Origin of the sequence: Bradyrhizobium sp. AZCC 2230, assembly GCF_036924495.1 — a bacterium.
In the GTDB taxonomy this organism is placed as follows: Bacteria; Pseudomonadota; Alphaproteobacteria; order Rhizobiales; family Xanthobacteraceae; genus Bradyrhizobium; species Bradyrhizobium rifense.
The window spans coordinates 3,950,589-3,970,667 of sequence record NZ_JAZHRS010000001.1 but is presented as its reverse complement, the minus strand read 5'-3'; the positions used below and the strand labels follow the sequence as shown (position 1 = coordinate 3,970,667).

Here is a 20,079-nt window from a genome sequence, read left to right as displayed (position 1 = left end):
CCGGAAAATCTGCGTCGGTCGATCAGACTACAGCATTTCCGGATTGGAGGGCGGCAGACTGCGAAGGCCCGGGGCTATCAACAGAAATGTCCGCAAGCGAAGCTTGCGGACATCAATGCCTATCGCAATGCGGCAGTGTCAGTACCTGGTGCCGCGGTTGTAGTCGCCGCCGCCGCGTCCCATGCCTCCTCCGCCATGGCCGCCCATGCCCATGCCCATGCCGAGACCGATCCCGATGCCGATCCCGACGGCTTCGGGCGGCGGGCCTTGAGGCGGTGCGCGCTCGACGACCTCGTCAGGCGGCGGCCGGCGCGGCTTCGGCGGCGTGTCGACGACCTTGCGCTTTGGCGGCGTGTCGTCGACGCGCTTCTTGATGATAGGCGCAACCGTCGGGTTGATCGGCGTTGCCGGCGTTGACGGTGTCGAGCATGGGCAGGTCGGCGCCATCGCGACGGCGACCGGCACCGCAGCGGCCGCCACCGGCAAGGCGTAGTTGCGGTTCTGCACACGCAGCAGCAGCCGACGCGCGGTCGCCGCGAGATCGCTGTTGTCCCAGTTCGCGAGATAGGCCTCGTACGAAGCGCGGGTGTTGATCGCCACAGCGCGGTCCCACGCCAGCATCTGGCGCCGCCGCTCCAGCACCGTGCGCAGGCGCGGCGTTTGAGCGTCCTGCGCGTAGAGCTCGATATAGGCCTGATAGGCGGGCACGGTGTCGTCGGCGATCACGAGCTGATAGGCGACCTTGGCGTCCTTGCCCTGCAAATCCTTGCGCCAATCCTCGACGCTGCGCGTAGCGCTGGCGAGGGCCATCGCGTTCGCGCCCGGAGCAGGGGGCTGACCGCCGCTGCTATCACCACCGAAGAATTTGAAGTCGGTCGTCAGCGACGAGCTTTCCCAGGGGATCTGTCGTCCGTCGGTCGATTGCGCCACGGAGATACGAATGCGCTTGAACACTTCCTCGATCGGGACGTTCGGCTGCTTGGCGACCGTCAGCGCTGCCGTGGTGTAGGGACTGTCGGCTCCGGATCCGTCCTCGGCTTCGGCACCGGGCGAGGTCGAATATGAAATGAACGAGCCCGGCGCGCCTGCCTTGGTGTCGACGATCGCAAGCCCGTGGCCGGCACCGCTCAGCGCCGGGAACGGATTGTTGCGGCAGGCATCGAGCATGAAGATGCGCGCCCGCGTCGGCAACGCGCCGAGCGTGTTGAGCAGATCGTTTAGACGCACGCCCTGCAACGGAATGTCGGCCTCGCGCTTGGGATCGAGATCAACCGGCACGAGATAGTTCTCGCCGTCGATCTGCAGGCCGTGGCCGGCATAGAACACCAGCGCGACGGTGTCGGCGCCGCTGGCGCTGACCTTTCCGGCGAAATCCGATATCGTCTGGCGCATCTCGTTCTGCGACAGATTGGGCGCCGCGGTGACGTTGAAGCCGGCATTGCCGAGCAGCTCGGCCATGCCCTTGGCGTCGTTGGCGGCGTTGGGCAGTTCCGGCACGGTGCGATAGGCGGACTGGCCGATCACCAGCGCAAGCCGCGCTTCGGCCGCGGCCTGTGTCGGCGTCATCAACTGCGTGAGTGCAAGGAGACTGGAAGCAAGAACCAAATTACAAAGGACTGGACGGCGCATGGTGTCACCTCCATAGGCAATGGGTGCGAGGATGTCACCTTTTCTAGTCGTCCGCCACGACTCTGTCTGTGCGCTATCTCACGCTCTCGCGTGCGGCAAATGGGGCAGGGGGTCTGCCGGAGCCGGCGCGCTATGCCGTGTTTTCAGAACAATCCACGGTCCCAGGGCGGGTCAGGCGCAAAGCGTGCGGCGAGGAAATCGATGAAGGCGCGCACCTTCGCCGGCGGCCGGCGATCGGGCAGGTAGACCGCATGCACCGCGGATGACTGCATCTCCGGCTGATCGAGCGGAAGCGCGACCAGCGTGCCGGCGCGCAGATCGTCGGCGATGATGAAGGTCGGCTGCCGGGCGAGGCCGAGGCCGGCCAGCGTCGCAGCGCGCAGCGCATCGCCATTGTTGGCACGCAAGGTGCCACTGATCTGGATGCGGATCTCGCCGTCGACGCCGAACGGCCATTCCGCGGCGCTGCCCTGCTGCGTAAGCGTGTAGCCGAGGCAATTATGCGCGGCGAGGTCGGCGACGGTGCGCGGCGTGCCGTGCTTCGCCAGATAGGACGGGGCGGCGCAGACCACCAGCCGGTTCGGCGCGAGCTTCCGCGCCACCATGCTGGAGTCGCGTAAGCGTCCGATGCGGATTGCGAGATCCCAGCCTTCCTCGGCAAGGTCGACGAGGCGATCGTTGAGGCCGAGCTCGATGGTGACCTCGGGGTAGCGTTCCGAGAAATCTGCAATGAGGGGCGCAATCTGCCGTGTGCCGAACACGACGGGCACGTTGACCCGCAACAATCCGCGCGGCTCGACGCGCTCCCGCGCCACTGCGGCATCGGCCGTCTCCATGTCGGCAAGGATCCGCTCGGAGGACTCCAGATAGAGCCGGCCGGCCTCGGTGATCGACAGCCGCCGCGTGGTGCGGTGGAACAACTTGATGCCGAGCCGCGCCTCCAGCGAGGCCACGTGCTTGGTGACCATGGTCTGCGACAGGCCCATCGCCCGGGCCGCACCGGACAGGCTGCCGTTCGCCGCCACCTTGGCGAAGACTTCCAGGCTGGTCAGCCGGTCGAGCATTTATCTCACTCTATTGGTGTGAAGTATTTTTCCAGATTAGCCGATTATCGTTCTTTTGAGAATAGATCATAGCTGTCCCCAACAATGGAGACCGCCATGATCGATTCCCGTACCGCTCCTTACGCCGCGCTGGTGCTGCGCGTGACGCTGGGCGCGCTCTTCCTGGCCCATGCCAGCCTGAAACTGTTCGTCTTCACCCCGGCCGGCACCGCAAAATTCTTCGGCAGCCTCGGCTTCCCGCCCGAGCTCGCCTACCTCGTGATGACCGTCGAAGTCCTGAGCGGCATCGCCCTGATCCTCGGCGTCTGGACCCGCTATGCCGCGCTGGCCGGCATCCCGATCCTGCTCGGCGCGATCTTCACCGTGCACGGTGCCGCCGGGTTCTTCTTCACAAATCCCAAGGGTGGCTGGGAATATCCCGCGTTCTGGGTGATCGCGCTGGTCGCGCAGGCGCTGCTCGGCGATGGCGCCTTCGCGCTGCGGCCTTCACGCGACGTCGAGGCGGCGAGCGGACAGTTGAGCGTCGCGTCGTCGCGCTGACATCGTCGCATCATTGAAACGTGAGAGCTGCGGGATCACGGTCCCGCAGCTCTTTGTTGCGTGCCAACGCGCAGTGACCAGCCAAAAGCCCATCAATCTGCGTTCGGCATTGATCCATACCCGAATTGGATCGATCTGCGCAATCTGCATAGCCCGCCGTTCGGTCGCGATGCGGCATGATCGAGAACATCGGCAAATATAGGCATTCCGCTGCGGTCTCTGCCGGCGCGCCTTGCTCTCGTCCCGTCTCGGCTGCGCAGGCCGCAACGCTTGCCTGCGTCGTCGCTTTGGCCATACAGTCCGTGCAACAGGCTGTGGCTACGACCGTGGCCGCGAACAAAAAATACTGGGGAGAGACACCATGACCATCGTTCCCGTCAGCCGTCGCACGTTCATCAAGTCGTCGACGGCCGTGACCGCCGGCCTCGTGCTCTCTCCCGCCATCATCGGCCGTGCCGAAGCCGCGACGCTGAAGCTGAAATGCTCCTCCTCGCTGCCGAACGATCCCAAATTCGCCAACGGCCGCGTCTACTACGACAACCTCGTTAAGAATTTGAAGGGCAACGGGCTCGGCGAGCAGGTCGAGGTCGCCTTCTTCCCGGATAACCAGCTCGGTCAGGAAATCGACGTCATCAATTCGGTGAAGCTCGGCGTCATCGACCTCATGGTGTCGGGCTCGTCGATCTCGGCCAATCTGGTGCCACTGGTCGGCACCTACGACCTCGGCTTCCTGTTCTCGAGCTTCCCGCAGCAGACCAAGGCGTTCGACGCCGGCGCCGCCAAGCCGATCGAGGACGCGCTGCTCAAGGGCAGCAACATCCGCATCATCGCCTGGGCCTATAATTTCGGCTCGCGCAGCGTGTTTGCGAAGAAGCCGGTGAAGACGCCGGAGGATCTCGCCGGTCTCAAGATCCGCACCCTGCCGAATCCCGTCATCACCGAATGTCTGCGGCTGATGGGGGCTGCGGCCACACCGCTGGCGTTCGGCGAAATCTACACGGCGTTGCAGGCCGGCGTGCTCGATGGCCTCGAGCACGATCCGCCGACAATCCTCGCCAGCAAGTTCTTCGAAACCGCGAAGTTCTATGCGCTGACGCAGCACAATTTCTCGCCGCTCGCGGTCTATTTCAGCGACACGACCTTCAATCGCATGGATCCGAAGCTGCGCGAGGGCTTTCTCGACGCCGCGAAGAAGGCCGCGGCCGACACGCGGACCCATGGGCTCGCAGTCGAGAAGGAAGCGCTGGCGGCTCTGACCGAGAAGGGCGTGACGGTGGCCCAATGCGACCGCGAGGCGTTCAAGAAGCGCGTGGCGCCGCAGACCGAGAACTTCATCAAGGCACGGCCGGAGTCCAAGGCCGTCATCGACATCATTCGTTCGACGCAAGCCTGAGATGGCCAAATCCGGGTTGGCCAAATCTGATTTGACAATGACAGAAGCCGTGCCGCTCTCGGGCGGTCGCCACGGGAGCATCGCCCTTCTGCTTCGCCTGAGCGACACGATCGCGGCCATCCTTCTGGCCGCCGATCTCGCGGTCGTCTGCGGATCCGTGCTGCTGCGCTTCTGCTTCAACGCGCCGGTCGAATGGTCCGATGACGTCGCGCGCGGATTGATGGTTGGCTCTGCCTTCTTCGGCGCGGCAAGTGCGCTTGCGCGCGGCGAGAATGTCGGCGTATCCTTCTTTCGCGATCTGCTGGCGCTGCGGCTGCGTACCCTGGTCGACGCCGCCAGCGCCGTGCTCGTCGTGCTGATCTCCGGCTACGTCGCCTATAACGCCATCAAGCTGGGCTCGTTGACGGCGGGGCAGACCACCGGCTCGGGCTTGCCGCTGGAATTGACCTTCTATCCGATGGGCGTCGGCGCGCTGTTCATGACGGTGTTCGCGATCGACCATCTCTGCGCGCGACCGCTGCCTGAGATCGTCAGGGGCCTCGTTGCGGTCGCCGTCGTGACGGTGCTCTATCTCGCCTGGGATTATCTGTCGCCGTCCTCGGTGCCGTCGGCGGGCGTGCTGATGCTGATCGGTTTCTTCGCCACGCTGTTCGGCGGCTTGCCGATCGGTTTTGCGCTGGCGCTGGCCGCGCTGATCTTCATCTGGGTCGAGGGCGCGATGCCCGGCGTCATCTTCGCCCAGCAGATGGCGCGCGGGATCGACAATTTCGTGCTGCTCGCGATTCCGTTCTTCATCCTCGTCGGCTACCTCATGGAAGCCAACGGCATGTCGGTGCGACTGATCGAGCTGCTGCAGCGCGGAGTCGGCCGCATGCGCGGCGGCCTGAACGTCGTGATGGTGGCCTCGATGGTGCTGTTCTCGGGCATCTCGGGTTCGAAGATGGCCGATGTCGCGGCCGTCGGCTCCGTGCTGATTCCGGCGGCGCGCCGCTCGAAGCAGAATCCGGGCAGTGCGGTGGCCCTGCTCGCGGCGTCCGCGGTGATGGCGGAAACGATTCCGCCCTGCATCAACCTGATCATCCTCGGCTTCGTCGCGAACCTGTCGATCGGCGGCCTGTTCATGGCAGGGCTGCTGCCGGCGGCGCTGATGGCGGCGGTGCTGATCGCCTTCTCGATCATCTTCGGCAAGACGCCGGCGGACGCCGAGGAGGTCGAGCCGCAGATGCCGGTCTCGGGCCTGTGGAGCGGCGCAATCGCTTCGTTCGGCCTGATCTTCATGATCTTCTTCGGCTTCAAGAGCGGCTTTGCCACGGCAACCGAAATTTCCGCCTTTGCCGCGGCCTATGCGCTCATCGTCGGGAGCGTCGTGTTCCGCGAGCTCAGCTTCAGATCGGCGACGCATAGTTTCGTTCAGGCGGCGACGCGCGCGGGGCTGGTGCTGTTCATCGTCGCCGCCGCGCAATCGCTGGCGTTCACGCTGACCTTGCAGCAGGTGCCGCACGCGGTCGGCGACTTCATGCTGGGACTGTCCAAGACGAGCGGCACCTGGCTGTTCATCCTGCTCGCGATCGCCGTGCTGATCGTGATGGGCTCGGTGCTGGAAGGCGCGGCCGCGCTCATCATCTTCGGGCCGCTGCTTCTTCCCGTGGCGGTGCAGCTAGGGATCGATCCCCTACATTTCGGCGTGGTGCTGGTGATCGCGATGGGCGTCGGCCTGTTCGCTCCGCCGCTCGGGCTTGGGCTCTATGGCGCCTGCCTGATCGGCAATGTGCCGATCGAGCAGACGGTGAAGCCGATCCTGGGCTATCTCGGCCTGTTGTTCCTCTGCCTGCTCGTCATCGCCTTCGTGCCATGGCTCTCGACCGCGTTGCCGCGCGCGTTCGGTTATTAAGGGAGTGTTGCTGTGAAAGTCCTGCTGGCCCACACGCCGGAGATGCGCCGCAATTATTACGGCGATCGCAGCCTGAACGGCCTGCGGGCGGTTGCGGACGTGATCCTGCACGAGGGTGATCAGGCGCTCGATTCCGCAGGCCTCGTGAATGCGGCAAAGGACGCCGACATCATCGTCGCCGATCGCATGACGGAAGGGCGCGGCGAGATATTTGCGCAATTGCCGAATCTCCGAGCCTTCGTTCGCTGTGCCGTCGACATCCGCAACGTCGACGTCGATGCCGCATCAACGGCCGGCGTGCTGGTGACGCGCGCCGGTCCCGGCTTCGTGCAGGCGGTCGCCGAGCTCGCGATCGGCTTCATGGTCGACCTGTCGCGCGGCGTGTCGCGGGCCACAGCCGACTTCCATGCCGGCCGCAAGCCGGAGGCGCGGACGGGCCGTCAGCTCGCCGGCAGCACAATCGGCATCATCGGCTATGGCAGCATCGGTCGTTACCTCGCCGAGATCGCCAAGGTGATGCGCATGAAGGTGCTGGTCGCCGATCCCTTCGCTGATGTCAGCGACAGCGCGATCAAACAGGTCGGTCTCGACGAGCTGCTGGCGGCATCGGACTACGTGGTCTGCCTCGCAATTGCCAACGAGCAGACGGAGAAGCTGATCGACGAGGCGGCGCTGGCGCGCATGCAGAAGCATGCCGTCTTCATCAATCTCTCGCGCGGCAATCTCGTCGACGAGGCCGCGCTGGCGAAGGCCCTGCTGGAGAACCGCATTGCCGGTGCTGCGATGGATGTCGGCCGCGCCCCCGACCAGATGCCGACGCCGGAGCTGGCGAAGCTTTCCAATGTCGTCGCCACGCCGCATGTCGGCGGGCTGACGCCGCAGGCGATCGAGTATCAGTCGCTGGAAACGGTCCGGCAGGTCGACGCCATCATCAAGGGCGAGGCCCCGCAGGGCGCCGTCAACGCCGACCGCTGGACGCGGCGGCCTTGAGGCGCCCTAGAGCCGGTCGATCGCCCTGAACGTCCCGTCTTTCTGGATCACCGTCAGGAACACCTTTGGCGGCGTCTCGATGGCGCGAAAGCCGACGGTGACGACGCTGCCGCTGATGTCGAAGCGGCCGATGTCGTTGATGGTGCGCAGCAGCCCCGCGCGTGTCGGGTTCGGTCCGAGATTTTCGAGGGCGGCCGCCGCCAGGCGACCGCAGAGATAGCCTTCGAGCGACACGAAATCCGGCGTCAGCGTCGGATCAATCGCCTTCTGCGCCGCCTGGTAGTCGGCGACGAGCTTGATCGAGCGATCCCAGGGAAACGGCACGACCTGCGCGACCACGACGCCTTCGCCGTCGGAGCCGAGCTCCTTGGCGAGCGCGGTGGCGCCGACGAAGGAGATGTTGACGAAGGTCGGTGAGAGGCCGCTGCGGTGCGCGAGCTTGATGAACTCGGCGCTCGGACCGTAAGTGCCGACCATGACGATCGCCTCGGGCTCGGCGCGCTTGATGGTGCGCCAGGCCGCGCCGACCGCGCGGGTGTTGCGCTCGAAGGTGCCTTCAGCGGCGAGCTCGAGGCCGCGCTTGGCGAGCGCGTTCTTCACGCCGGTGAGGCCGTCGCGGCCAAAGGAATCGTCCTGGTAGAAAATGGCGATCCGGGTGAAGTGGCGATCCTCGGTGAGATGCTTGATGAGCGTCTCCGACTCCGCGCCGTAGCTCGCGCGGATGTTTACGACATTGGCCAGTTCGAGGTCGCGCAGGAATTCGGCGCCGCTGACCGGTCCGATGAAGGGAACGTCGCGGGCGCTCGTGATCGGGATGGTCGCCATTGCGGTCGGGGTGCCGACCGCGCCGATCAGCGCGAACACTTTGTCATCCTCGATCAGCCGCAGCGTCTGCGCCACTGAGCGATCGGGGTCGTAGCCGTCGTCGCGGCTGACGAGCTGGAGCTTGCGGCCCCGGATGCCGCCCTTGGCATTGATCTCGGTGAACGCGGCGACGATGCCTTGTCGCATCTGTTGACCGAGCACGGAGGAGGGACCTTCGAGCGCCGCGGCCTGGCCGAACAGGATCGCGTCCTCGCTGACGCCGACCTCGTCGCCTCTGGCCGTCAGCGTCGCCGCCGCCAGCAGCGCGGCGGCAAGCGCGATGCATGTCGGTGCGCGCGATCGTTTCATGAGAGAGCTCGCCGGATGCAGGAAAGGGTGTGGCAATGATAGGTCCGCAGGCTGAACAGGGCGCTAACCGGCGCGGGGAGAGCGGTCCGTAGGATTCCGGGTAATCCAGCAATTGGCTACCACATTGCCGGGAATGCGCAGGTCAATCGTTAACTACGCCTCGCAATGCGGGCCGGGTTGGTTCCAATATTGTGCAGTTCTTAACCCCGATCCTTGTCCGATAGTCGCCACGGTGGCTCAACCCTAAGTTCGGCCGCCGCGCCGAGGGGACGTGCGGAATCAAGATGGGCGATCGCGATCAGAATGATCAGGATCGAAGGCGTATGACTGGACGGTGGCGCGTTGCGCCGCTGCTCGGCCTCTATCGCCCTGCGCTCGTGGCGGCTGCCGTCGGCCTGCTGTTCTCGATCGCGGGCGCCGCTGCGGTGGCGCGCTGGGAAGACCGCGTCAACAGGATCGAGTTCGAGAACGCGGCCGAGACCGAATCCATCGTCATGCAGCACGGCATGAGCGAATATATCAGCCGGCTCGTCGCGTTGCGGACCCTGTTCGAGTCGACCAGCGAGGAAATCACCCGCAGCGAGTTCGAGACTTTCAGCGCCCGGTTGTTCGAGCGTCATCCCGGCATGCTGCGCATCGCCTGGCTGCCGCGCGTCAACCGCAAGGAGCGCGCCGAGTACGAGGCCGCTGCGATGACGGACGGTATCTCCGGCTATCATATCAGGTCGCTCCAGGACGAGACTTTCGCGATTGCGCCCCAGAGCGACGAATATTTTCCCGTCTTCTACTCGACCCAGCCGAAGACCTCGTCGGTCTACGGCATGGATCACAACAGTGTTCCCGAACGTCGCGTTGCGCTCGAACGCGCGCGCGACAACGACCGCATCGTTGCGATTCGCGCGCGCCTCTACGCCGAGCGTGAGACCGGCCGCCAGCCCGACGTGATCGTCTCCGTGCCGGTCTATGCCAAGGGCACCTCGCGCGACACGGTCGCGGACCGTCGCCGCAACCTCGCGGGCTACGTCGTCGGCGCGTTCGATCTGCCGCTGCTGATGCAGGCCATTCGCGTGACGACCGGGGCAAACCCTGCGGTCAGCGTCAACGTCTATCCGCCCTTCACGGGACGCATCGTCAGTCTCGAGGAGACGCTGCCGGACTATTCCTCTGCGTCCTCATCTCCGCAGTCGATGCGCGACGTCGCGCGGGGGCGACACTGGGCCGGCCATCTCAGGATCGGCGACACCGATTGGCAGGTACGTGCCATGCCGACGGCCGGCGGCGCGCTGGAGACGAGTTACGATCGCGCCGGCGCCGTGCTGATGGTCGGCATGCTGCTGACGCTGTCGCTGGCGACTTATTTGATGCTCGCCAGCCGCAACTCGCGGCGGCTGTCGCTGGCCAACCGCCGCGTGCTCGAGCTTGCGCAGACCGACGTCCTGACCGGACTGCCGAACCGCGCCTTTTTCCTTGCCCGGCTCGACGAGCTCAACAGCCAGCTGAAGGACCACGGTCCGACCTTCTCGATCCTGATGCTCGATCTCGATCGCTTCAAGAACGTCAACGATTCCCTCGGTCATGGTGCTGGCGATGCGCTGCTGCGGCTGGTGGCGCAGCGGCTGAAATCCGCGGTGCGCGCCACCGACGTGCTGGCGCGGCTCGGCGGCGACGAATTCGCCATCATCCAGGAAGGCTGCGAGGACCAGCGCGCCTGCTCGACCGAACTGGCGGCGCGGATCGCCAAGCTCGTGGCCGAGCCGTTCCTGTTGCCCGGCCATCGCGTCGAGATCGGGACCAGCATCGGCATCGCGATCGCGCCGGATCACGGCCGCGACCAGGAGCAGCTGCTGAAGAAGGCCGACCTGGCGCTCTACCGCTCGAAATCGGCGGGCCGCAACTGCTTCACCATCTACGACGAGGCGATGTCGGCCGAGCTCGAGGCACGCAACACGCTGGAGGGCGATCTGCGCGACGCCATCGCGCGCTGCCAGCTCGAGGTGCACTACCAGCCGTTCATGGATGCCACCACAGGCGCGCGGCGCGGGTTCGAGGCGCTGGTGCGCTGGCGGCATCCGGCCCGCGGCTTGATCCCGCCGGATCAGTTCATCGGGCTCGCCGAGGAGACCGGGCTGATCGTGCCGCTCGGCGAATTCGTGCTGCGTCGCGCCTGCGCGGATGCAGCAAACTGGCCGTCCGATCTGATGGTCGCGGTGAACCTGTCGCCGATCCAGTTCAAGGAAGCCGATCTGTTCGACGTCATCTGTGCGGCCTTGCGGGACTCCGGCCTGTCGCCGCAACGGCTCGAGATCGAGATCACCGAATCCGTGCTGCTGGAGCGCGGTGCCGAGAACCATGCCTTCATGGAGCGGCTCAAGCACATCGGCATCGAGCTTGCGCTCGACGATTTCGGCACCGGCTATTCCTCGTTGAGCTATCTCACCGCGTTTCCATTCGACAAGATCAAGATCGACAAATCGTTCATCCGCAACCTTACGCACCAGCCGCGCAGCTCTGCGATCATCTCCTCGATCGTGACGCTGGCGCGCGGGCTCGACATGTCGGTCACCGCCGAGGGCGTCGAGACGGCTGAGGAGTTCGAGCGGCTGAAGGCGCTCGACGTCAACTTTGTGCAAGGCTATCTGTTCGGCCGCCCGCTGCCGGTCGACCAGATCGAGCTCGACGAGTCCACCGAGCGTTCGCAGCGCGACGCCGCCTGAGCGCTCGGCCAAGCGGTACGCACGAAAATCGCTTGACCCAGGCAGTCCCGGATGATCGGTAGTGATCGTCCAGGGATGAAATAAGTAATAATGCGGCTTCCGTTCTTCTACGGCTGGGTCGTGGTCGCGGTGACCTTTGTCACCATGGCCATCGGGGTCAACGCGCGCACCGCCTTCTCGCTGTTCTATCCGCCCATTCTCTCTGAATTCGGCTGGCAGCGCGGCGTCACCGCAGGCGCCTTCTCCTTCGGGTTCGTTGCGTCCGCTGTTGCCAGCCCACTGATCGGACGGCTGATGGATCGCGCCGGGCCGCGCGCCGTGATGGAGCTTGGCGTGTTGCTGATGGCCGGCGGCCTGCTGCTCGCGCCGCTCACCAGCCAGCCATGGCATCTCTATCTGACGATCGGCGTCATGGTCGGCGCCGGCTCGGTGTGTCTCGGCTATTCCGGCCAATCGCTGTTCCTGCCGAACTGGTTCATCCGCAAGCGCGGCTTTGCCATCGGCATTGCCTTTGCCGGGGTCGGCATCGGTTCGGTGACGCTGCTGCCATGGGTGCAGCACTTGATCGAGCAGACCGGCTGGCGCACCGCCTGCACCGCGATGGGCCTGATGATCCTGATCGTGCTGGCGCCGATCAATCTGCTGCTGCACAAGCGCCCCGAAGACATCGGCCTCCAGCCCGACGGCGACGCGGCGCCGGCCGCGGGCGGCGCAAAGCCGGTCTCCAACATCGTCGATCCCGTCTGGGCCGCCACCGACTGGACGCTGAAGCGCGCGGTTGCGACGGCGCGCTTCTGGTGGATCGCGCTCGGCTATTTCTGCGGCTTGTACATCTGGTACGCGGTGCAGGTGCACCAAACCAAATTCCTGCTCGACATCGGCTTCAGCCCAAGCGTTGCGGTCTGGGCGCTCGGCGCCGTCAGCCTGCTCGGCATTCCCGGCCAGATTTTCCTCGGCCATATCTCCGACCGGATCGGGCGGGAATGGGTGTGGGCCATCAGCTGCGCCGGCTTTGCGATCTGCTTCGCGGCGCTGATGGCGCTGAAGTTCCAACCCTCGTTCTGGCTGGTCTGGCTGATGGTGTTCACGCAAGGCGCGCTCGGTTACGGCCTCACCTCGATCATGGGCGCGGTGGTGTTCGAGATTTTCGGGGGCCGCCACCAGGGCGGCATTTTCGGCATGATCATGCTTGCCGCATTGGCGGGTGGCGCGGCCGGTCCGTGGGTGACCGGCCTGCTCTACGATCGCGTCGGCGACTACACGCTCGCCTTTGCCATCGCCGTCGTCGTAAGCCTCCTGTCGGCACTGTCGATCTGGCAAGCCTCGCCGGGCAAGGTGCGGGCCGTGGCTGGCCGGCTGCACAAGCTTCAGGCTACAAAATAGGTTCCTTCTGCACCGGATTACCTCAGCATCTTTCGCGGAATGTTAAGCATGTCGCGGCTTGGCGCAGCGCGAGCCGGTTGCAAAAACGTCTTGGACACCATCGGAGCATTAGCCTGGGGCCGATTGCCGCATTGTCCTGATGCTGCCGAGCCCAACGATGTCTGCCTCCGACTTCCCAGTGACCGAAATGCCGGATGTGCTGCGGGCGGCGCTCGAATGCGCCGACGACGGCATCGTCATTGTCGATAGCGCGCATCGCATCACGCATTTCAACGCCGGCGCGGAGCGGGTCTGGAAGCTTGCGCGCGCTGACGTGCTTGGCCGCGATGCCGAAATCCTCTCGCTGAGATGCCTTCAGGCCGATCCGGTCGCGAATTTTCGCGATGAGATCAGCCTGGTGCGGCGCGATGGCAGCCGGATCAAGGCGACGATCGCGCTGTCATCGGCGACGATCGACGGCGCAACCCATCACATCGTGTTCGCGCGCGACGTCACGGCCGATGCTGAGCGCCGCGTCAGGATCGGGCTGCTTAACGCGGTCTCAGACCAGACCAATCGCGTCGTGATCGTCACCGACGTCGAGCAGAATATCCGCTACGTCAATGCCGCCTTCACGGCGCTGTTCGGCTACACCAGCGACGAAGCCGAGGGCCGCCGCGCGGCCGAGCTCCTTGCCGGTCGCCATACCGATCGCAACGCCGTCGCGAAGCTCGTCAAGCGCCTGATGCAAGGGGGCCGGCGCGGCGAGGTCGAGGCGCTCGCTTACGACAAGAACGGCGAGGAGATCTGGGTGTGTGCCCGGATCGACGCCTTCCGCGACAAGAAGGGCCGGGTCAAGCACATCTTCGCGCTGCTCGAGGACATCACCGAAACCAGGCAGCTGCGTTCGCTCCAGCAGCTCATCATGAGCGCGCTCGCCGACGAGGTGCCGATCACCGAGATCGCCGACCGGCTGTGCCGCCGTGTCGAAGAGATCGCGCCCGATGTCGTCTGCTCGCTGCTCCATGTCGATGCTTCGGGGCTTGTCCATCCACTCGGCGGTCCGAGCCTGCCAGAGGATTACTCGCGCGCGCTCGACGGCGTGGCGATCGGCCCTGACGTCGGCTCCTGCGGAACTGCGGCCTATTACGGCGAGCCGGTTCTGGCCGAAGATATCGATACCGATCCGCGCTGGCAGCCCTACAAGGCCATGCCGCTCGAAGTCGGCTTGCGCGCCTGCTGGTCGACGCCGATCAAGGCCAAGGACGGTCGCGTGATCGCCACCTTCGCGTTCTACTTCCGTGAGCAGCGTGCGCCGAGCAATTGGCACCGGCGTATCGTCGACGCCTGCGTCAACCTCGGCGCTTTCGCGATCGAGCGCAAGGAAGCGCGCGCCGAGATCGCGCGGCTCGCCTATCACGACATCCTCACCGGCCTGCCCAATCGCGCGCAATTGCGGCACCTGATCACCACCGCGATCGCCGCCTGTCCGAACGGCAGCCACGTTGCGCTCGCTTTCCTCGACGTCGACCATTTCAAGGACGTCAACGACACGCTCGGCCACGCCGCGGGCGACGAACTGCTGATTCAGCTCGCGCAGCGTTTGCGCGAGCAGATCGGTCCCGAGGACATGCTGGGCCGGCTCGGCGGCGACGAGTTCGTCATCCTGCTGCCGAATCGCAACGCCGAGAGCGCCGAGCGCGTCGCGGCCGACGTCTCCCAGGCGCTCGCCGCGCCGCTGCGGCTCGGATCGAAGCTGATGCCGATGTCGGCCAGCATCGGCATCAGCCTCTATCCCGACCACGCCACCGACATCGACACGCTGATGCAGCAGGCCGATGCCGCCATGTACATGGCCAAGCAGGCGGGCCGCTCGACCCATCGCATGTTCAGCGCCGAGATGAACGGACTGACCGAGCAGCGGCTGGCGATGATCGCGGCACTCCGCGGCGCCATCGCCGACAATGCGCTGAGCCTCAGCTACCAGCCGCAGATCCGCAGTTGCGACGGCGCCATCCACGGCGTCGAGGCGCTGGCGCGCTGGCATGACGCCGCGCTCGGTGACGTCTCGCCGGCAAAATTCATTCCGCTCGCCGAAGAATGCGGCCTGATCGAGCAGATCGGTCTGTGGTCGGTGCGCGAGGCCTGCCGGCAGATGGCAAGCTGGCGCCGCGCCGGGCTCAACATACCCTCCGTCTCGGTGAATTTGTCGCCGATCAATTTCCGCAACGTCACGCTGGCCGCGCGGCTCGAGGACGTTCTCGCCGAGTACCAATTGCCGCCGGATGCGCTGATGCTGGAGATCACCGAAGGCACCTTCATGCAGGACGGCGCCGCCGCGCTGGAGACGATGCACGCGATCCGCGCGCTCGGCATCGGCCTGTCCGTGGACGATTTCGGCACCGGCTATTCGAGCCTCAGCCGCCTCGCGCATCTGCCGATCCGCGAGCTCAAGATCGACCGCAGTTTTATGCGCGACATCGAGAAGGACGCGGGCGCACTCGCGATCGCCACCGCCGTGGTGCGCGTCGGCCAGGGCCTCGGCATGACCGTCGTCGCCGAAGGCGTCGAGACCGAAGGCCAGCGCAAGATGCTGGCCGAGCTCGGCTGCGACGTCGTGCAGGGCTTCCTCTATGCCCCCGCGCTCGCGCCGGTCGCCTTCGAGCGCTGGTTGATCGAGCACTGCGCCGAGCAGGCGAGGGCGATGCTGGGCCGGCTCGATGTCAAGCCGGTCGATGTGGTTGCGGTGAAGCGATCGGCGTAGGCGGCTCTAAGGCCTCTGCTTGCCATGGATAGCGAGCGCTCCTGGACGCTACGCGATCAGCGTGGCGGCCGGATCGCTGGTCTCGCTGCCGTTACGCCTTCCCGGAATCAATGTCTCGGTGTCGCCAACCGACTATTCCACTTACGACACGTTCAAGCTGGCGAAGTTCGACGGCAAGACCTGGAAGTTCTTCGGCGAGAACCTCAGCACGGCATCGCGCTGACGACGGGCAATGGGATGTTGTCATCGCAGGACGCCGCGGCTCCGCTGCGTCCTGCGGATCGTTACGAAAAGACGATCGTGGTTAGGCTAACGTCAGCCTACACTCCAGGCCGTGTGAAAACGCTCTGTTTTCCGTGATTCGCACGATAAGATTCCCGGTGACTTTGCGGGGCATCTGATGAAGCGCTTTGTTGAAGGGTTGGATCGCGGGCAGAGCACGATGTTTCCGGCATCGCTCGACGATTATGTAACCGAGGATAACCCGGTGCGTGCGGTCGACGTGTTCGTCGACGGTCTCGATCTCGATAAGCTCGGGTTTGTCGGTGTCCAGCCCCTCGATACCGGCCGACCCAGCTATCACCCCGGTGTTATGCTCAAGCTGTACATCTACGGCTATCTTAATCGGGTTCCGTCGAGCCGGCGCCTGGAGCGGGAATGCCAGCGCAATATCGAGATGATCTGGTTGACCGGGCAGTTGACGCCGGACTTCAAGACCATCGCGGATTTCCGCAAGGACAATGGCAAGGCCATTCGTGAGGTCTGCCGCGAGTTCGTCGCGCTGTGCCGCAAGCTTGATCTGCTTGTTGCAGCGAGCGTCGCCATCGATGGATCGAAGTTCAAGGCCGTCAATGCGCGGGACAAGAACTTCACCGAGGCGAAGATGAAGCGGCGTCTGGAGCGGATCGACGAGAGCATCGCCCGGTATCTCTCACAGCTCGAGACCGCCGATCGACACGGCGATGCGGTGCCGGAGGCGAAGGTTGAGCGATTGAATGGAAAGATCGAGAAGCTCAAGGAGGAGATTGTCCGGCTCAATGCGATCAATGCGGAGATGATGAAGAGCGAGGACAAGCAGATCTCGCTGACCGATCCTGACGCACGCTCGATGGCGACCAGTGGCAAGGACACCGGCATCGTTGGCTACAACGTGCAAATTGCGGTTGATACGCAGCATCATCTCATCGTGGCTCACGAGGTGACTAACGTGGGCACCGATCGCCACCAACTCGCCAACATGGCCGGACAGGCGCGCGGCGAGATGGCTGTCGAGGCGCTCGAAGTCGTGGCAGACCGCGGCTATTACGATGGTGAGGAGATCAGGGCCTGCGAGGAAGCCGACATCACGGTGACGTTGCCGAAGCCGATGACTTCGGGCGCCAAAGCTGCTGGCCGCTTCGGCAAACAGGACTTCGTCTATGTCGCCGCCGACGATGTCTATCGCTGTCCCGCCGGCGAGCGGCTAACTTATCACTATACGAACGTAGAGGACGGAAAGACACTGCGCCGCTATTGGACAAGCGCCTGCAAAACCTGCGCGCTAAAAGCTCAGTGCACGACAGGCCCCGAGCGCCGCATCTCACGCTGGGAGCACGAGGTCGTTCTGGAGAAAGTTCAGAATCGGCTTGACCACAACCCCAATGCAATGAGGGTTCGCCGTCAGACAGTGGAGCATCCGTTCGGCACGATGAAGTGTTGGATGGGGGCAACGCACTTTCTCACGAAAAAGCTGCCAAAGGTGGCCACCGAAATGGCGCTCAACGTGCTCGCCTACAACATGAAGCGCGTGATGATGATCGTGGGCGTAGGCGGATTGCTGGAGGCGATGCGGGCGTGAGGCCGGACTCTGCGCGACCAAATCAGCGTCTATATGACGCTCCTGGTTGCCACTGAGATGACAGGGAGTCGATTCCACCGAATTAGAAGCTAGGCGGTGCGAAATGCGCCAAAGCGCGCCCCAAGTTGCGGGATTTTCACACGGCCTGACTCGTTAGCTGACCGTTAGGAACAATATGCGCCTGGTCATTTCGTAAGTTGGAGAAGCAAGGTGTCGCTGCTGTTGGTCTTACTTGCCGCTTGCTTGATTGGTGTTGCCGGGTGGGGATTTCAAACAGTGATGGCAGAGGTCGCCAAGCAGCATCCATATCAACCAGAGGAACCGATGTCCCTCAGGTTCGAAGTTGAAGAGTTCATCTGGAGCTCCCGCGCGCCGCGCGCATTGCGCCGTCAGTACGTTGCGACACAGGCGTGTGCTATCCCGGCGAGCCTCTGCTTGGGTGGGCTGGTATGGCTGAATGAGACACACCCTAACACTCGCATATGGGGAACTCTTGCCTTCTGCTCGCTTTCGCTCCTCTTCGCCGGTCTTTTGGCGTGGCGCGTCATTCGGCGCGGCATATGATCGACGAGCATGCACATGCACTTTTGGCAGCGAGGTTGCGGCTGCCTGTGGCCTTCTGTTCACGCCGCTTGACGTCTGCCCTCGGGTAAGCCAGCTCGCTGATGTTTTGAAGCCACTCTACTCCGACGCCAACCCCGTCCTCCGCAGCAAATCCGTGATCGCACGCAAAAAACTGTCGGCCGGCGTCGTCTCCGGATCAATCAGCCGGTGTAGGCGAAATCCGTCCTCCATCGCCAGCACGACAGAGGCCATCCAGGGCGGGTTCAGCGTCTCGCCCTTCGCGTTGTCCTTCAATGTCGCCTCGACGATGTCGGCGATCAGCTTGCGCCGCGCGCGCAGCCGCTTGGCGAGCTCGGGCCGGCGTTTCTCGGCACGCGCGACGAACAGGATCATCTCCATGTGCAGCAGCGGCGAGCGGCCGAGAGGATCCTGCCGGGTGCGGTCCATCGCCTTCAGCGCTGCAATGAAGTCGTCGAGATTTGTGTGCTGCGCGAGGATTTCCATATTGCGCCGGATCGATTGCTCGACATGATTCTCGAGCATGGCGAAGATCAATTCGTCTTTGCTTTCGAAGTTCGAATAGAACGCGCCGCGCGTGAAGCCGGCCTCTGCCGCGATCGCCTCGATGCTGGCGCCGCCGATGCCGTCTTGCTCGAACATCCGCGCGGCTGCCTCGAACAGTCTGTCGCGCGTGTCGTCCCTGGTCGGCCTGGTTCTCACCCTTGACATCGGGCCAGTTTAGGGCAGAATGCAACTCGATACAACAATGTATCGAGTTGATAATCTACAGGGATGGTTACGCAGGGCAGGGGCTGCCTCGCGTATCGTGTCATGCGGCAACCGATGTCGAGGTCCACCATGAACGAGCAAGTGCAACCCGCAGGCGATCCGCTGTTCAACCCGCTGTCGCCGGACTTCATTCGCAATCCCTATCCGCATTACGACCGGCTGCGCACGGTCGATCCGATCCACGAGACGCCGTTCGGCCAGTTCGTCGCCAGCCGTCACGCCGATGTCAGCCTCGTCATGCGCGACAAGCGCTTCGGCAAGGATTTCGTCGAGCGCACGACGCGCCGCTACGGCCCCGAGATCATGAAGGAGCCGGTGTTCCGCAGCATGAGCTACTGGATGCTGCAGGCCGATCCGCCCGACCACACCCGCCTGCGCGGCCTCGTCGTGAAGGCGTTCACCGCCCGCCGCGTCGAGGACATGCGGCCGCGCATTCAGGAGATCGTCGACCAGACCATCGATGCGGTGAAGGACCGCGGCCAGATGGACCTGATCGAGGATTTCGCCTTCCGCCTGCCTGTGACCATCATCTGCGACATGCTCGGCATCCCCGAGGAGCATCGCGAGGTCTTCTACAAGAGCTCGCGCGACGGCGGGCGACTGCTCGATCCGGTGCCGATGACGCCCGAGGAGATCGCGAAGGGCAACGCCGCCAACATGATGGCTCAGATGTACTTCCAGCAGCTGTTCGAGTTGCGCCGCCGCAGTCCCGCCGACGATCTCACCACCCAGCTGGTGCAGGCCGAGGAAGACGGCAACAAGCTCACCAATGAGGAGCTGACGGCCAACATCATCCTGATGTTCGGCGCCGGCCACGAGACCACCGTCAATCTGATCGGCAACGGCCTGCTGGCGCTCCACCGCAATCCCGACCAGCTCGCGCTCCTGAAGGCGCGGCCGGACCTGATCACCAACGCGATCGAGGAGTTTCTGCGCTACGATTCGTCGGTGCAGATGACCGGCCGCGTCACGCTGGAGGAGATCGACGATCTCGGCGGCAAGCGGATCCCGAAGGGCGAGTCCGTGCTCTGCCTGCTCGGCTCGGCCAATCACGATCCGGCGGTCTATCCTGATCACCCTGACAGGCTCGACATCACCCGGCCGAACGTCCGCCCGCTGTCGTTCGGCGGCGGCATCCATTTCTGCCTGGGGGCCCAACTGGCGCGCATCGAGGCCGAGATCGCCATCGCGACGCTGCTGCGGCGGCTGCCGGATCTGCGCATTGACGACGTCGAAAACCCGGCATGGCGGCCGACCTTCGTGCTGCGTGGGCTGAGGTACCTGCCGGCAAGCTGGTGATAGCGAGCTGGTGATTCCTGGACGCGTTAACCTCCGTGCGCAACAGTCGCTGTGACTTCGCCACACTTCC

Annotated in this window: 14 protein-coding genes; 10 read left to right on the top strand and 4 right to left on the bottom strand. The window is 64.5% G+C overall.

Annotated elements, in window-relative coordinates; all coding sequences use genetic code 11:
* Nucleotides 1-138: 138 nt before the first annotated feature.
* Together V1280_RS18995 and V1280_RS18990 are read right to left on the bottom strand one after the other, a co-directional pair.
* Nucleotides 139-1,629: a caspase family protein gene (locus V1280_RS18995; protein ID WP_334527164.1), complete on the bottom strand. Its 1,491-nt coding sequence runs from the start codon at nucleotides 1,627-1,629 to the stop codon at nucleotides 139-141.
* Nucleotides 1,630-1,772: 143 nt separating this feature from the next.
* A complete protein-coding gene (locus V1280_RS18990) occupies nucleotides 1,773-2,693 on the bottom strand; it encodes a LysR family transcriptional regulator (protein ID WP_334527161.1) in 921 nt (306 codons plus the stop codon).
* 96 nt (nucleotides 2,694-2,789) lie between these two features.
* On the opposite strand from V1280_RS18990, the gene V1280_RS18985 reads away from it, so the two are divergent.
* From V1280_RS18985 to V1280_RS18970, 4 genes are all read left to right on the top strand, one after another.
* A complete protein-coding gene (locus V1280_RS18985) occupies nucleotides 2,790-3,233 on the top strand; it encodes a DoxX family protein (protein ID WP_148775812.1) in 444 nt (147 codons plus the stop codon).
* Between the two features lie 361 nt (nucleotides 3,234-3,594).
* Nucleotides 3,595-4,626: a TRAP transporter substrate-binding protein gene (locus V1280_RS18980; protein ID WP_334527158.1), complete on the top strand. Its 1,032-nt coding sequence runs from the start codon at nucleotides 3,595-3,597 to the stop codon at nucleotides 4,624-4,626.
* Nucleotides 4,627-4,663: 37 nt separating this feature from the next.
* Nucleotides 4,664-6,517, top strand: coding sequence for a TRAP transporter large permease (locus V1280_RS18975; RefSeq protein ID WP_334527155.1), 1,854 nt, complete (start codon nucleotides 4,664-4,666; stop codon nucleotides 6,515-6,517).
* A gap of 12 nt (nucleotides 6,518-6,529) precedes the next feature.
* Complete coding sequence (locus V1280_RS18970) at nucleotides 6,530-7,507, top strand: hydroxyacid dehydrogenase (protein WP_334527152.1); 978 nt, start codon at nucleotides 6,530-6,532, stop codon at nucleotides 7,505-7,507.
* Between the two features lie 6 nt (nucleotides 7,508-7,513).
* Here the strand turns inward: V1280_RS18970 and V1280_RS18965 are convergent, their stop codons facing one another.
* Nucleotides 7,514-8,680, bottom strand: coding sequence for an ABC transporter substrate-binding protein (locus tag V1280_RS18965; protein WP_334527149.1), 1,167 nt, complete (start codon nucleotides 8,678-8,680; stop codon nucleotides 7,514-7,516).
* Nucleotides 8,681-9,003: 323 nt separating this feature from the next.
* Between V1280_RS18965 and V1280_RS18960 the strand changes: the two genes are divergently transcribed.
* The 5 genes from V1280_RS18960 to V1280_RS18940 all read left to right on the top strand — a co-directional run bounded on the left by V1280_RS18960 (nucleotide 9,004) and on the right by V1280_RS18940 (nucleotide 17,357).
* Nucleotides 9,004-11,394 (top strand): bifunctional diguanylate cyclase/phosphodiesterase, encoded by a 2,391-nt coding sequence (locus V1280_RS18960; RefSeq protein ID WP_334527146.1) that lies wholly within the window; start codon nucleotides 9,004-9,006, stop codon nucleotides 11,392-11,394.
* A 90-nt stretch (nucleotides 11,395-11,484) separates the two neighbouring features.
* A complete protein-coding gene (locus tag V1280_RS18955) occupies nucleotides 11,485-12,777 on the top strand; it encodes an MFS transporter (RefSeq protein ID WP_334527143.1) in 1,293 nt (430 codons plus the stop codon).
* Nucleotides 12,778-12,934: 157 nt separating this feature from the next.
* Nucleotides 12,935-15,520, top strand: a complete 2,586-nt coding sequence (locus V1280_RS18950) for an EAL domain-containing protein (protein WP_334527140.1) — start codon at nucleotides 12,935-12,937, stop codon at nucleotides 15,518-15,520.
* Nucleotides 15,521-15,581: 61 nt separating this feature from the next.
* On the top strand, nucleotides 15,582-15,743 hold the full coding sequence (locus V1280_RS18945) for a hypothetical protein (RefSeq protein ID WP_334527137.1): 162 nt from the start codon (nucleotides 15,582-15,584) through the stop codon (nucleotides 15,741-15,743).
* Nucleotides 15,744-15,920: 177 nt separating this feature from the next.
* Nucleotides 15,921-17,357: an IS1182 family transposase gene (locus tag V1280_RS18940; RefSeq protein ID WP_334527134.1), complete on the top strand. Its 1,437-nt coding sequence runs from the start codon at nucleotides 15,921-15,923 to the stop codon at nucleotides 17,355-17,357.
* Between the two features lie 681 nt (nucleotides 17,358-18,038).
* Here V1280_RS18940 and V1280_RS18935 read toward each other — a convergent pair.
* Nucleotides 18,039-18,650: a TetR/AcrR family transcriptional regulator gene (locus V1280_RS18935; RefSeq protein WP_334527131.1), complete on the bottom strand. Its 612-nt coding sequence runs from the start codon at nucleotides 18,648-18,650 to the stop codon at nucleotides 18,039-18,041.
* Nucleotides 18,651-18,779: 129 nt separating this feature from the next.
* Between V1280_RS18935 and V1280_RS18930 the strand changes: the two genes are divergently transcribed.
* Nucleotides 18,780-20,009, top strand: a complete 1,230-nt coding sequence (locus V1280_RS18930; protein WP_334527128.1) for a cytochrome P450 — start codon at nucleotides 18,780-18,782, stop codon at nucleotides 20,007-20,009.
* Nucleotides 20,010-20,079: the final 70 nt, after the last annotated feature.